Consider the following 13,487-nt stretch of genomic DNA (forward strand, 5'->3'; position numbering starts at 1 on the left):
ACGTCGTGCTTCCGTCGCGTTTCCACCATGGCCACACACCCACCGAGAGCCATCGAAGGAAACGCCATGAAACGCCTCTACCCGTCCCTGCTCGCCTGCGCCCTCGCCGCGCTGTTCGCGGGCCCCGCCTTCGCCGAGGGCGGCAAGATCACCCCCGCCGGCGAGACGATCCACGCCGTGCTGACGGCGCCGCCGATGGTGCCGCCGCCGATCACGCGCAAGACGCCCGCCCACGTCGTCGTCGATCTGGAGATGATCGAGAAGGACATGCGCATGGCCGACGGCGTGACCTACAACTTCTGGACGTTCGGCGGCACCGTGCCGGGCAGCTTCATCCGCGTGCGCAAGGGCGACACGGTGGAGTTCAAGCTGAAGAACCGCCATGACTCGCACATGTCGCACAACATCGACCTGCATGCCGTCACCGGCCAGGGCGGCGGTGCCGAGGCCACGTTCACCCTGCCGGGCAAGGAAACGCAGTTCTCGTTCAAGGCGCTGAATCCCGGCCTGTACATCTACCACTGCGCGATGGCGCCGGTCGGCATGCACATCGCCAACGGCATGTACGGCCTGATCCTGGTGGAACCGGAAGAAGGCCTGCCGCCGGTCGACAAGGAGTTCTACGTGGTGCAGGGCGACTTCTACACCGAAGGCGCGTACGGCGAGCCGGGCCTGCAGCCCTTCAGCCTGGAAAAGGCCATCGACGAGCATCCGACCTACGTGGTGTTCAACGGCTCGGTCGATGCGCTGCAGGGCGACAACGCACTGACGGCCAAGGCGGGCGAGACGATCCGCATGTTCGTCGGCAACGGCGGCCCGAACCTGGTGTCCAGCTTCCACGTGATCGGCGAGATCTTCGACAAGGTCTATACCGAGGGCGGCAGCAAGTACCAGGAGAACGTGCAGACCACGCTGATCCCGGCCGGCGGCTCGGCCATGGTCGAGTTCAAGGCGGACGTGCCCGGCAACTTCGTGCTGGTCGACCACAGCATCTTCCGCACGTTCCACAAGGGCTCGCTGGGCATCCTCAAGGTGGAGGGCGCGAAGAACCCGGACATCTACACGGGCCAGCAGCACGACATCGAGTATCCGGAAGCCAAGCCGGCGGCCGGGAAGTGAGGAACGGATGACACGGACGCTGCCCCCGACCGCCCTGCTCCTTGCGCTCGCGCTGGCACCCGCCTTCGCGGTCGCCGGCGATGCCGGCAACGCATACCGGCTGGTCGAGGGCGGCGACTTCCGTTCTTCCGTGCGTTTCGAAGAGGCCACCCGCGTGGTGCGGGTGGCCTCGTTCTCGCTGATGGAGAACCCCGTCAGCAACCGTGATTTTTCCGCGTTCCTCGAACAACAGCCGCAGTGGCGCCGCGACCGCATTCCCGCGGTGTTCGCCAGCCCGGGCTACCTGGGCCAGTGGGCCAGTGCCGACACGCCCGGCGACAACGTCGACCTCGACGCCCCGGTCGTGCACGTGAACTGGTACGCCGCCGACGCCTATTGCCGCGCCCAGCAGGCACGCCTGCCACGCTTCGTCGAATGGGAGTACGCCGCCGCGGCGGACGCGACACGACGCGATGCGCGCCGCGATGCGGCGTGGCGGATGCGCCAGGTCAACGACGGCACGCCGCATGCGCTCGATGCCGCGCCCGATGCGCCGGCGAACGCCTACGGCATCCGCGGCCTGCATGGCGCGCACTGGGAATGGAGCGAGGACGTCGCCTCGCTGCTCGGCGACGGCGACCGTCGTGGCCAGCAGGACGGCGAAGCGTTGCGCTACTGCGGCGCCACCGCGATGAGCTTCAACGATCCCGGCGACTACGGCGTGGTCAAGCGCTTCGTCCTGCTGTCGGCGCTGCAACCCGCGGCCACGCTCGGCAACCTCGGTTTCCGCTGTGCAAGGAGCACACCATGAAGATGCCTTCCCTGTTCCTCTCCGCCCTGCTGGCCACGGCGGCACCGCTGCACGCGCAGTCGCTGCCGGGCGATTCGGTCTACCACCTGCCGGCGGCCACGCAGGATGCCGACGGCCACCCCGTCGCCTGGTCGTCGCTGCGCGGCCAGGCGCGCGTGGTGTCGATGTTCTACACGCACTGCCACCTGATGTGCCCGCTGATCCTGGAGAACGCCAAGAGCGTGCAGAAGCAGCTGACGCCGGACGAACGCCGGCGCCTGGGCATGGTCATGGTCAGCCTGGACCCGGCCCGCGACACCCCCGCCGCGATGCGCGAGGTGGCGCAGCGCCATCGCGTGCCGGACGGCTGGCAGTTCCTGACCCCCGCCGACAACGACGTGCGCGCCATCGCCAGCGTGCTGGACGTGCGTTACCGCTTCCGCGAGGACGGCAGCATCAACCACACCAGCGTGCTGGTGCTGCTGGATGCCGAGGGTCGCGTCCGCGCCCGCAGCGAGGTGAATGGCGCCGCCGCCGATCCGGCCTTCCTGATCCAGATCAAGGCGCTGCTCGCCGGGCCGTGATGACATGGCACCCACACCCCTCCCTCATCCGACGATTTCCCCAAGGAGTTCCACCATGAAGCTCTCCCGCACCTTCGCCACCATCGCCCTGCTCAGCGCCGCCGGCATGGCGCAGGCGGCCGGCAACTGCACCGTCAGCCTCAAGGGCGACGACGCCATGAAGTTCGACCTGAAGGAGGCCACCGTCTCCGCCAGCTGCCCGACCATCACCATCGAACTGACCCACAGCGGCAAGCTGCCGGTCACCGCAATGGGCCACAACGTCGTCGTCTCGAAGACCGCCGACCTGGCCGCCGTCGCCCGCGACGGCATGAAGGCCGGTGCGGCCGGTGCCTACGTGCAGGCCGGGGACGCACGCGTGGTCGCGCATACCTCGCTGATCGGCGGCGGCCAGAAGACCAAGATCACCTTCCCCGGCAAGAAGCTCACCGCCGGCGGCGACTACAGCTTCTTCTGCAGCTTCCCCGGCCACTCCACCCTGATGAAGGGCAAGCTGGTCGTCACCAAGTAAGCCCCCACGCTGCGCCGCCTCCGGGCGGCGCAGCGCTTTCCGGAGCCCGGTCATGGAATACGTCATCCGCCTGGACGATGTGACAGCCGACCTCGCCGACATCGAGCGGCACCTGATCGACCTGGATCCCGCCGTGGTCGTGGATCTCGATGCGACGTCGGGATGCCTGCGCTGCTCCACCAGCGCGCTGGCGGTGGATCTGATGCTTGCGCTGGCCGACGCCGGCCATCCGGTGGCACCGGAGGCCATCCAGCGCCTGCCGTCGGTGTGCTGCGGAGGATGCGGCGGTTAGCCGGCGCCGCCGGGACTACCGGCGGGAACCGTGCATCACACCGCCCACACGCTGTGGGGATCGCCGCCGTGGGCGCGCCGGCGCACCGCGGCCGCCATACGCCAGAACGCCACCGCCATCAGCCATGCGGTCGCATCGATGAAGAAGCGGTGCCAGTGGCCGTTAGCGAACGCGGCGACCAGGTGCTCGCCCGAGGCCACCGCGCCAGCCACGGGAATGGCGGCGGTGAGCGCCACGCAGGCCCACAGCAGTTCATAGGCCGCATGCGCCGGACGCCGCAGCAGCGCCCATGCCAGGCAGGCGAAGAACACCACGTAGTACACGGACGGGGCTGCCCACGAGGGCTGCAACGCCGCCGCCACGAACACCGCCGACACGCCGGCCACGCAGCCCAGGCAGACGCCGAGCGTCAGCCCCGCCATCACCCGCGTGCGGCGCGGCTGCGCCACCTCGCGCCGCTTGCGGCGCGCTTCGATCCACAGCAGGTTGCCGCTGTAGAACAGGAACGCACCGGCCATGCCCAGCACGAAGTACAGCCACTTCACCACCATGTCGCCGAAGTTGCCGTAGTGCAGGTGCTGCAGGCCGCGCAGGAACGCCATGCCCGGCGGATAGTCCTTCGGCGGCAGCGCCTTGATCACGTTCCCACTCGCCGCGTTCAGCGCCACACCGCCCATCGAGTTCAACTGGCGCTGGGGCAATTCGCCGTACAGCGTGACCTGCGCCGTGGCGTCGCCGGCCTCGTGATAGTTGAGGCTTTCGATGGCGATGCCCGGCAACGCGAGCTCCGCGCGCCGCACCAGCTCGGCCACCGGCAGCATCGGCTGCGCGACGCCGGCCGGCTCCACGTGCGGCGCCACGTCGAAGTCGCTCTCCAGGATGCCGAGCAGCTTGTTCTCGTAGACCAGGAACTGGAACGGCGCCAGCATGATGAAGCCGATGGTCAGCACCGCACCGCTCCACGCGAAGATCACGTGGAACGGCAACGACAGCATGCCGATGACGTTGTGCGCGTCCTGCCACATGCGCTTGATGTTCCGCCCCAGCCGCAGCGCGAACAGGTCCTTCAGGAAGCCGGGCGCGTAGATCACCACGCCACTGACCAGCGCCAGGCCGTAGAGAATGCAGAACACGCCGAACAGGTACATGCCGAACGTGCGTGGCAGTCCCGCGGTGAAGTGCAGGTCGTAGATGAACTCGACGAAACCGGCGCGCGCCGGCGCCTGCTGCAGGCCCTCGCCTTCGAGGGTGAACTTGTGCTGCTCGGCGGTCTTCTCGTCGTACCAGTACAGCTGCGGGCGCGGACCGTGTTCGCCGGGCAGCGTGAGGTAGAAAGCATGGTCCGCCTCGGGGTGCTTCGCCAGCACGCGGTCCACCAGCGCCTGCGCCTGCGCGAACCCGACATCCCGTGCGGGCGCCGTTTCGGCGGGACGTTCCCAGCCCTGCAACTCGTGCACGAACACGATGATGGAACCGGCATAGAACGCGATGAACAGGCCCATGCCCGCCACCAGCCCGACCCAGGTGTGCACCGACAGATAGGTACGCAGCGTGGCGGCCTTCATGCGGGCAGCTCCGTGGCCCAGCCCATCATCTTCGACAGGTGGATCAGGCCGAAGCACAGCAGCGTCGCGCCGCCCATCCACAACCAGGCGCGCAGGCCGGACTTGAACAGGAACGCGCCCGACATCACCGCCACCCAGATCGGGAACGACATCAGCAGCCAGGGCAACGTCACCCGCGTCAGCTCGCCCGGCCAGTGCAGCGCCACCAGGCCGACGATGCCCACCGTCAACGGCAGGCCCAGCAGGGCCGCAGCCAGCGACTTACCCCACATGGCGTTGCTCCTGCCGCGCATGCCACCACGCATCGGCGTACGGGAGCGCCACCAGCGCGGTCATCACGGCAGTGAGCGCGGCGAACACGCCGGCCCATAGCCCCAGCTGCACCACCGCCAGCACGACCGCCGCCAGCGTGAGCAACCAGGCGCCGACGCGCAGCGGCCGCTTGCGCGCGATCGCGCCCGGCGCGAAGCGCTGATGTGCGCAGGCCAGGTAGAACGCCAGCGAGGCAGCCAGCGCAGGCAGCAGGTAGAGGACGCTCTTCATCGAAACTCCGTGCGGGTGCCGGGGCTTACCAGCGGTAGTCGAACCCGATGCCGATCACGCGCGGCGCACCGGCGATGATGTTCGGGCTGTCGTCCGACCACGCGTACTGCGTATAGCCGCAGTCGAACAGGTTGCTGGCGAACACGTAGGCGCTCCAGTCCGGGTTCTCGTAGCCGAAACGGCCGTTGACCAGCGTGCGCGACGACAGCCGGCGCGCATCGCTGCCGATGTCCGGCGTCACGTCGCTGCGGTAGTTGGAGTTGATGTTGGCCAGCCAGTGGTCGCCGAAGCGCAGGTTGGCGCCGACCGCGAACGTCCAGCGCGGCGCATAGGCGAACTCGGAGCCGGTGTAGTCGTTGATCTGCGCATCGAGGATGGTCTTGAACTCGTCGTAGCGCGTGCGCGAATAGCCCAGCGACGCGTACCAGTCGAAGCCGGCGCCGACGCGGTGGCTGGCCTCGACCTCGAATCCGTACAGGTGCGCCTTGCCGGCGTTGACCGTGTGGTAGTCGTAGTCGTTGATGCCGAACAGCGCGGTGACCTGCTTGTCTTCCCAGTCGATGTAGTACAGGTTGGCGTTGAGCGTCAGCCGGTCGTCCAGCCACTGCGAGCGCAGCGACAGCTCGGCGTTCCAGGTGAACTCCGGGTCGTACGCGTAGTTCTGCCCGCGCGCGATGTTGAACGCCGAACCGCCGGAGCGGTAACCACGCTGCACGACGAACGCCGTGGACACATCGTCCGTCCATGCATAACGCACGCCCAGCTTGGGCAGGAACGCGTCGAAGTCGCGGGTGGACTCGGGCGTATGGCTGTTGGCCTGCTGCACCATGCCGAGCACGGCCTGGTTGATGCCGGCGATGGCCGGTGCCAGTTGCGGGCCGAACGCGGCGGGATCGGGCAGCGTGCCGGCGAAGTCCGCCGTCGCGACGGCACCGAAGCGGTACTCCTCGCGGTCGTAGCGGAAGCCGCCCAGCAGGGCCAGGCGTGCCGTCAGGTCGACTTCGAAATCGGTGAACAGCGCGACGTTGCGCGAACGGGACTGGCCGTCGCTGGCGTAGTCGACGGGAATCACCGGCACCGCCTGTGCGTACAGGCCGGCCACGTAGTTCGCGGTAAATGCATCCAGCCCGGCGCCCTGCAGCACGGCAGCGATGGTGGAGGCCGGCGTGTCCACGTTGGTGCGGTTGATGCTGATGTTGTCCGTCTCGCGCTGCGAGGCGTACAGGCCGACCAGGCCGCGCAGGCGCTCGCCGCGGTAGTGCGCGCGGAACTCCTGCGAGAACGTGCCGTACTGTTCGTCCGTGTCGCCATAGGCCTCGGCGCGCTCGGTCAGGTCCGTGTCGAACTGGCGCTGCATGTCGGTATCCGACCAGGCCGTCACCGCCGACAGCGACCAGCGGTCGGACAGCAGGTAGTCGACTTCCAGCGTGGCGATCTGCGCCAGCGTGTCGGTAGCGCCCGGGTAGTCCGACAGGTTGATGCGGTCGTCGTAGTGGTTGGGCACGTCGTTGCGCGAGTAGGCGTACATGTACGGCCCCTGGCGGTCGTCGCGCGTGTAGGTCAGGCGCGCGGTCAGCCCGTCGATGCCCTTCGGCGTCCACAGCAGCTTGGCGCGCGCCATCGTCGACTCGCGCTCGTCTTCGCCCACGCCGCGCGTCGGGTTGTAGACGAAACCGTCGAACGAGCGGTCTTCCACCGCCACCCGGAACGCCAGCTCGTCGGCGACCAGCGGACCGCCGCCGGCGAAGCCGATGCGGCGGTCGGACGGGTCGGACAGCAGCACCCGGGCGCGCCCGGACCAGTCCATCGTCGGGTCTTCGGTGCGCAGCACGATGGCGCCGGCCAAGGCGTTCTCGCCCTGGATGGTCGATTGCGGGCCGCGCAGCACTTCCACCTGCGCGATGTCCCACAGGTCGGTCGGGCCGGCATCGCTCACCTGGCTCGGCAGCGGCGCGCCGTCGACGTAGATCGTCGCCAGCGGGTTGGGCGCGCCGGCCTCGTTGGCGATGCCGCGGATGGTGAAGCCGCGGTCGCCGTACATCTGCGACACATTGGCGGTGCGGTTGAGGATGTCGAACAGGCTGAGCAGGGTTTCCTGCTCCATCCTCACCGAGGTCGACACCGCGACGCTGGCAGTGGTGTCCTGCAGCGAGCGTTCGGTCTTCTCGCCGCGCACGACGATCTCGTCGAGCGTGGTCGGTTCGGGACCGGGGGTGGCAACAGGTTGGGTTTGGGCGTGGGCCTGGACGGCGACAAACAGGCACGCAGCCAGCACGGACACGCGCTGGCCGGCAACGTGGGACAGGGGGTGCAACACGGGAGATTCCCCAGAGCGAGACCTTGGGCAGGTCACCAGGGACGCGGCGGCAGGCTGACGTCCGACGTGGAAATGATAAGTGCGGACCGAAGGCGTTGGCAATCGACGATCGCATGGCGAGGACGAAGGACGCATCCCTGCGTCATCCGGTCGCGCGCCTGCGCGATGCAGCCGCTACCAGAACAGCGTGTAGAGCGCCGCCAGGATGCCCAGCACGGCGATGCCGCCGATGTTGAACGACGTGCCGGTGCGGTAGTCCACGTCGTCGGTGCGGATCACGTCCTTCTCCGGCGCATGCGGCGTGGCCAGCGACACGACGACCGCCAGCACCAGGGCCAGCAGGAACACCAGGCCGACGCGGTCGATGAAGGGTAGTGCCGGCCACGCCAGCTTCAATGCGATGGACAGCGCGAACGAACCGATCGCGGCGGCCAGTGCGCCGGCCTCGTTGGCGCGCTTCCAGAACAGCCCCAGCACGAAGATCACCACGATGCCCGGGGTGAAGAAGCCGGTGTATTCCTGGATGTACTGGAACGCCTGGTCGAAGCTGCCGAGCAGCGGCTTCGCGGCGAGGATGCCGAGCAGCACGGTGACGACGGCGGCGATGCGGCCGACGCGCACGAGCTGCACTTCGCCGTGCTTGCGTTTGCCCTTGGCGTAGAAGTCGAGGGTGAAGATGGTCGCCACCGAATTGATCTTCGAGGCCAGCGACGCGACGATCGCCGCGACCAGCGCGGCGAACACCAGGCCGAGGATGCCGGTCGGCAGCAGCCGCATCATCGTCGGGTACGCCTGGTCGGGCTTGTCGAGGCCCGGCGCCAGCATCACCGCGGCGATGCCCGGCAGCACCACGATCACCGGCATCAGCAGCTTGAGGAACGCGGCGAACAGCACGCCCTTCTGCGCTTCGCCGATATCCTTCGCGGCGAGTGCGCGCTGGATGATGTACTGGTTGAAGCCCCAGTAGCTGATGTTCATGATCCACATGCCGCCGATCAGCACGCTGAGGCCCGGCAGGTCCTTGTAGAACGGATTGTCCTTGTCGAGGATCATCTCGAAGTGGCCCGGCTGTGCGTCCCACAACCGGTGGAAGCCGGCAACCACACCGGCGCCCTCGCCGAGTTCGTTGAGCGTCAGGCCCGCCACCAGCAGTCCGCCCAGCACCAGCAGCGAGACCTGCACGATGTCGGTCAACGCGACCGCCTTCAACCCGCCATAGAGCTGGTACAGCAGCGCGAACACGCCGATCAGCACCACCGCCAGCATCTGGTCCATGCCGGTGACCTGCGACACCGCGATGGCCCCCAGCCACAGGATGGAGGTGACGTTGACGAACACGTACAGGCCCAGCCAGAACACGGCCATCAGCGTGCGGATGCGGGTGCCGTACCGCTGCTCGAGGAACTGCGGCATCGTGTAGATGCCGTTTCGCAGGAACACCGGCAGGAACCACTTGCCGACGATCAGCAGGGTGGCCGCCGCCATCCATTCGTACGAGGCGATGGCCAGGCCGATGGCGTAACCCGAGCCCGACATGCCGATGATCTGTTCGGCGGAAATGTTGGCGGCGATCAGCGATGCACCGATGGCCCACCACGGCAGCGACTTGCTGGCGAGGAAATAGTCCTTCGCGTCCTTGGTATGCCCCGCCTTCTCGCGCGACACCCATTGCGCCAGCACGAAGATGGCGGCCAGGTAGGCCACCACGATGCCGATATCCAGTCCCGACAGTGTCATTCCGCCCCCCTTCCCCGTTCGTTCGCCATCGCGGACGACCCGGGCGCCTGCGCGCCCGGATCATCCATCGTGCTCAGCGTGCGCAGTCGACCGTCTGTTCCGCCTGGTCCAGCGCACCCAGCGCCACGCGCGAGACCGAGACCGTCATCGCGCCCGCCGTGCCGACGGACCACGGGCGGTCCAGCTTGGCGACATCGGCGCCGGCCTTGGCCAGGCACTTCAGCGGCACGCCCACGCGCGTCCACTGGCCCACCGGCAGCTTGGCCAGCGTCGGCGCCAGCGCCACACGTGCGGTGCAACCGGTGCCGCAGCCGACCGACAGCCAGGCCTCGGCGGTGGGAGCGGCATCGACACGCAGCGTGGTCAGCAGCATCACGTCGCCATTGCTCTCGCGCTGCAGGTCCAGCGCCGTATGCGACTGCAGCGCCGCGACCGCCTCGCCCTTGCCCGACCACGCCAGACGACGTCCGTCTTCCTGCGCCTGGTGGTCCACGCCGGTAACCTTCAGCAGATCGCCGTCCAGCGCGTCCGGCACCTTGGTGACCGTCACGCCCTGGCCATCGGCGGTTTCCAGCCGCAGCGCCATGCCCGACCCGGCATCGCCGCGTGCGAAGAACACGCCGCTCGCGCCCTCGTCGCCGGTCACGCCGGACTCCTCCGGCAGCGCCGCCAGGTCGCCCTTGTCGGCATAGGTCAGGCCGAAGCCGAAGGCGAACAGCGGGTCGTAGCCCGCCTGCCCCACGTTGTTGGCGTACTGCACCGCCGTGCGCGGCCAGCTGAAGCTGAGCTTGCCCTTGAAGTCGTGCTGCACGCTGCCATCGGGCTTGCGCAGCAGCACGTCGGCGATGCCCGCACCTTCCGAGCCAGGCAGCCAGGCCGCCACGAACGCGTCGGACGCATTGATCTCGCGGTTCATCCACAGCGGGCGGCCGCTCAGGAACACCGCCACCACCGGGATGCGCTCGGCCTTCAGGCGCTTGAGCAGCTCCAGGTCGGCCTCGTCGCCCGGCTTGTATGCCAGCGTCTGCAGGTCGCCCTGGAACTCGGCATACGGGTTCTCGCCGAACACGACCACCGCCACGTCCGGCTTCTGCGTGTACGTGCCATCGATGGACAGGATGGCTTCGCCGCCGGCCGCCTTGGCCTGCTGCGCGATGCCCTCGTAGATCGTGTCGGCGTTGGGGAAGTCCTTGCGCGTGGTGCCGGTGCCCTGCCAGTTGAGCGTCCAGCCGCCGGCCTGCTTGCCGACATCGTTCGCGCCATCACCGGCCACCAGGATGCGTTGCTTGGGCGAGATCGGCAGCACGCCGCCCTGGTTCTTCAGCAGCACCAGCGATTCGCGCACGGCCTGGCGCGCGATGGCGCGATGCTCCGGCGCACCGAGCAGGGCGAACTGCCCGCCCACCGCACGCGAGGACGGCTTGCCGGCCTCGAACAGCCCCAGGCGGAACTTCACCCGCAGGATGCGGCGCACGGCATCGTCCAGCCGTGCCTGGCTGATCGTGCCGGCCTTCACCGCCGCCAGCGTGGTCTCGTAGAAGCCCTTCCAGCTGTCCGAGGCCATCGCCATGTCTAGGCCGGCATTGATCGTGGCCGGGCAGTCGGTGTTCGTGCAGCCCTTCACTTGGCCGTGGCCGTTCCAGTCGCCGACCACGAAGCCGCCGAAGGCCATGCGGCCCTTCAGCGCGTCGGTGAGGTATGGCCTGTGGCCGTGCATCTTCTCGCCGTTGACGCTGTTGAACGAGGCCATCGCCGTCTGCGCGCCGGCCGCGATCGCCGGCGGATAGCCGGCGGCGTGGATGCGCACCAAGTCGGCCTCGCTGATCTTGGTGTCGCCCTGGTCCTTGCCGTTCGTGGTGCCGCCGTCGCCGAGGAAATGCTTGACCGAGGCGATCACGTGGCGGCCATCGAGGAAGTCCGGCGAGCCGACCTTGCCCTGCAGGCCTTCGACCACGGCGGCCGAGTAGCTGGCCACCACCTCGGGCGACTCGGAATAGCCCTCGTAGGTGCGGCCCCAGCGGTCGTCCTGCGGCACCGCCACGGTGGGGGCGAAGGTCCACTCCATGCCGGTGGCGCGCGTCTCCAGCGCGGTGATCTCGCCAATCCGGCGCAGCAGCTCGGGATTGCGCGCCGCGCCCAGGCCGATGTTGTGCGGGAACAGCGTGGCGCCGACGATGTTGCTCTGCCCGTGCACGGCATCGATGCCGAAGATGATCGGGATGGCCTTGCCGCCCTGCGAGGTGTCCATCGAGGCCTCGTAGAACGCATCGGCCAGCGCCAGCCATTCGGCCGGCGAGGCGTCGTAGCGGCCGCCGGGGTCGGAGTTGCCGCCGGCCAGGATCGAGCCGAGGCGGTACTTGCGGATGTCATCCGGCGTGATGCTGGCGATGTCGCCCTGCACCAACTGGCCGACCTTCTCCTCCACCGTCATGGTGGCCATCAGATCGGTGATGCGCTGCTCGAGCGCGGCATCCTCGGCCAGCGGCCAGGCGACCTGCGGCCATGGGTTGGCGTCCGCAGCCGCCGGGGCCGCTGCCTTGTCCTCGCCCTTGCAGGCGCCGAGCGCGATCACGAGCGCTGCGATCAGCACACCGCTGCGCGCGCGCAGGGAACTCCGGTTCGTCATCGTCTTCATCCTTCCATCTGCTCCAGTTCCTTGCCTTTGGTCTCGTGCACGTACTTCAACACGAAGAAGACCGAGATGATCGCCGAAACCAGATAGATGCTGTAGGTCGCCGCCAGCCCGATGGCCGCCAGCAGGATCGGGAAGCTCACCGTGATGGCGAAATTGGACGTCCATTGCGCCGCGCCGGCCACCGCCAGCGCCGAGCCGCGGATCTGGTTGGGGAACATCTCACCCAGCATGACCCACATCACCGGACCCCACGAGATGTTGAAGAACACCACGTAGACGTTGGCCGCCACCAGTGCCAGCGTGCCCATGCCGTCGGGCAGCTGCAGGTGGCCGTCGACCAGCGAACCGCTGGCGAACGCCACCACCACCAGCGCCAGCGAGACCGCCATGCCGGCCGAGCCGATCCACAGCAGCGGCTTGCGGCCGATGCGGTCGATCAGCAGCACGGTGACGATGCAGGCGCCGATGCTGAGCGCGCCGGACAGCACGTTGATCGCCAGCGCGTCGTTCTCGGAGAAGCCGACCGCCTGCCACAGCACCGCGCCGTAGTAGAACACCACGTTGATGCCGACCAGCTGCTGGAACGTCGCCAGGCCGATGCCGACCCAGACGATGGGACGGATCTTGCCGGTCACCTTGTTCTTCAGGTCGGACAGCTGCGGACGGTGGTGGTCCTGCGACAGCGACGCGTCGATCTCGGCCAGCTTGTTCTGCGCTTCGGCCCCGCCGAACAACCGCGTCAGCACGCGCAGGGCTTCGTCCTTGCGGCGCTTCACCACCAGGTAGCGCGGACTTTCGGGAATGACCAGCAGCAACACGAGGAAGACCAGCGACGGCACCGCCTGCATCCAGAACATCCAGCGCCATGCTGCATGCCCGCCCCACAGCGCCTCGGTGGACGCGCCGGCCTTGGCGGCCAGCAGGTAGTTGGACAGGAACGCCGCAGTGAGGCCGCTGATGATGGCGATCTGCTGCACCGTGGCCAGGCGGCCGCGGTAGCGGGCAGGCGCGACCTCGGCGATGTAGGCCGGCGAGATCACGCTGGCCGCACCGACGGCGAAACCGCCGATCACGCGCGCAATGACGAACACCACCGACGACGTCGCCGCACCCGCCCCGATCGCGGACAGCAGGAACAGCACCGCCGAGATGATCAGCACGTTGCGGCGACCGAGGCTGTCGGCGAGCCGGCCGGCGCTGAACGCACCCACCGCGCAACCGAGCAGCATCGAGGCGACTTCGAAGCCGAGCCCCGCCTTGGTGGACCCGAACGCCTGCTGCAGGCCGTCGACGGTGCCGTTGATGACGCCGCTGTCGAAGCCGAACAGGAATCCGCCGATTGTCGCCACCACGCTGATCAGCACGATCAGCCGGGTGTTCTCGCCCCCCGTCATTGCCTGGTTCATTGCCGTCCC

Annotated in this window: 12 protein-coding genes; 5 read left to right on the forward strand and 7 right to left on the reverse strand. The window is 68.3% G+C overall.

Translation table 11 applies throughout. From position 1 onward, the window contains the following. Positions 1 to 66 precede the first annotated feature (66 nt). From nirK to ACGHX3_RS17385, 5 genes are read left to right on the forward strand one after another with little or no spacing between them, the layout of a single operon-like run. Positions 67 to 1,119, forward strand: coding sequence for a copper-containing nitrite reductase (nirK, locus tag ACGHX3_RS17365; RefSeq protein ID WP_162339245.1), 1,053 nt, complete (start codon positions 67 to 69; stop codon positions 1,117 to 1,119). 7 nt (positions 1,120 to 1,126) lie between these two features. Continuing rightward, entirely contained in the window at positions 1,127 to 1,909 is a 783-nt protein-coding gene (locus ACGHX3_RS17370) for a formylglycine-generating enzyme family protein (protein ID WP_394695714.1), read from the forward strand. After that, entirely contained in the window at positions 1,906 to 2,472 is a 567-nt protein-coding gene (locus tag ACGHX3_RS17375) for an SCO family protein (protein WP_213605331.1), read from the forward strand. The genes ACGHX3_RS17370 and ACGHX3_RS17375 overlap by 4 nt, the downstream gene beginning before the upstream one ends. A 55-nt stretch (positions 2,473 to 2,527) precedes the next feature. Further along, positions 2,528 to 2,983, forward strand: coding sequence for an azurin (gene azu / locus ACGHX3_RS17380; RefSeq protein WP_213605332.1), 456 nt, complete (start codon positions 2,528 to 2,530; stop codon positions 2,981 to 2,983). Positions 2,984 to 3,035: 52 nt separating this feature from the next. After that, positions 3,036 to 3,275 carry a hypothetical protein gene (locus tag ACGHX3_RS17385; RefSeq protein ID WP_213605333.1) on the forward strand — a complete coding sequence of 80 codons (240 nt, stop codon included), beginning with the start codon at positions 3,036 to 3,038 and terminating at the stop codon, positions 3,273 to 3,275. Positions 3,276 to 3,310: 35 nt separating this feature from the next. Here the strand turns inward: ACGHX3_RS17385 and ACGHX3_RS17390 are convergent, their stop codons facing one another. The 7 genes from ACGHX3_RS17390 to ACGHX3_RS17420 form a co-directional block, all read right to left on the reverse strand. Next, positions 3,311 to 4,840, reverse strand: a complete 1,530-nt coding sequence (locus ACGHX3_RS17390; protein WP_213605334.1) for a PepSY domain-containing protein — start codon at positions 4,838 to 4,840, stop codon at positions 3,311 to 3,313. Further along, a complete protein-coding gene (locus ACGHX3_RS17395; protein ID WP_213605335.1) occupies positions 4,837 to 5,112 on the reverse strand; it encodes a hypothetical protein in 276 nt (91 codons plus the stop codon). Before ACGHX3_RS17395 ends, ACGHX3_RS17390 begins: the two co-directional genes overlap by 4 nt. After that, a complete protein-coding gene (locus ACGHX3_RS17400) occupies positions 5,102 to 5,383 on the reverse strand; it encodes a hypothetical protein (RefSeq protein ID WP_213605336.1) in 282 nt (93 codons plus the stop codon). The genes ACGHX3_RS17395 and ACGHX3_RS17400 overlap by 11 nt, the downstream gene beginning before the upstream one ends. A gap of 25 nt (positions 5,384 to 5,408) precedes the next feature. After that, positions 5,409 to 7,700: a TonB-dependent receptor gene (locus tag ACGHX3_RS17405; protein WP_394695715.1), complete on the reverse strand. Its 2,292-nt coding sequence runs from the start codon at positions 7,698 to 7,700 to the stop codon at positions 5,409 to 5,411. Positions 7,701 to 7,874: 174 nt separating this feature from the next. Then, positions 7,875 to 9,437: a sodium/sugar symporter gene (locus tag ACGHX3_RS17410; protein ID WP_213605338.1), complete on the reverse strand. Its 1,563-nt coding sequence runs from the start codon at positions 9,435 to 9,437 to the stop codon at positions 7,875 to 7,877. Between the two features lie 73 nt (positions 9,438 to 9,510). Next, on the reverse strand, positions 9,511 to 12,072 hold the full coding sequence (locus tag ACGHX3_RS17415; protein WP_394695716.1) for a glycoside hydrolase family 3 protein: 2,562 nt from the start codon (positions 12,070 to 12,072) through the stop codon (positions 9,511 to 9,513). Continuing rightward, on the reverse strand, positions 12,069 to 13,478 hold the full coding sequence (locus tag ACGHX3_RS17420; protein WP_213605451.1) for a sugar porter family MFS transporter: 1,410 nt from the start codon (positions 13,476 to 13,478) through the stop codon (positions 12,069 to 12,071). The genes ACGHX3_RS17415 and ACGHX3_RS17420 overlap by 4 nt, the downstream gene beginning before the upstream one ends. Between the last annotated feature and the right edge of the window lie 9 nt (positions 13,479 to 13,487).

The organism is Pseudoxanthomonas japonensis (assembly GCF_043632995.1).
GTDB lineage: Bacteria > Pseudomonadota > Gammaproteobacteria > Xanthomonadales > Xanthomonadaceae > Pseudoxanthomonas_A > Pseudoxanthomonas_A japonensis.

Excerpts from the sequence above, each read along its gene's own strand:
- nirK (WP_162339245.1), top strand. The coding sequence starts at position 67 with ATGAAACGCCTCTACCCGTCCCTGCTCGCCTGCGCCCTCGCCGCGCTG.
- ACGHX3_RS17370 (WP_394695714.1), top strand. The coding sequence starts at position 1,127 with ATGACACGGACGCTGCCCCCGACCGCCCTGCTCCTTGCGCTCGCGCTG.
- ACGHX3_RS17375 (WP_213605331.1), top strand. The coding sequence starts at position 1,906 with ATGAAGATGCCTTCCCTGTTCCTCTCCGCCCTGCTGGCCACGGCGGCA.
- azu (WP_213605332.1), top strand. The coding sequence starts at position 2,528 with ATGAAGCTCTCCCGCACCTTCGCCACCATCGCCCTGCTCAGCGCCGCC.
- ACGHX3_RS17385 (WP_213605333.1), top strand. The coding sequence starts at position 3,036 with ATGGAATACGTCATCCGCCTGGACGATGTGACAGCCGACCTCGCCGAC.
- ACGHX3_RS17390 (WP_213605334.1), bottom strand. The coding sequence starts at position 4,840 with ATGAAGGCCGCCACGCTGCGTACCTATCTGTCGGTGCACACCTGGGTC.
- ACGHX3_RS17395 (WP_213605335.1), bottom strand. The coding sequence starts at position 5,112 with ATGTGGGGTAAGTCGCTGGCTGCGGCCCTGCTGGGCCTGCCGTTGACG.
- ACGHX3_RS17400 (WP_213605336.1), bottom strand. The coding sequence starts at position 5,383 with ATGAAGAGCGTCCTCTACCTGCTGCCTGCGCTGGCTGCCTCGCTGGCG.
- ACGHX3_RS17410 (WP_213605338.1), bottom strand. The coding sequence starts at position 9,437 with ATGACACTGTCGGGACTGGATATCGGCATCGTGGTGGCCTACCTGGCC.
- ACGHX3_RS17415 (WP_394695716.1), bottom strand. The coding sequence starts at position 12,072 with ATGAAGACGATGACGAACCGGAGTTCCCTGCGCGCGCGCAGCGGTGTG.
- ACGHX3_RS17420 (WP_213605451.1), bottom strand. The coding sequence starts at position 13,478 with ATGAACCAGGCAATGACGGGGGGCGAGAACACCCGGCTGATCGTGCTG.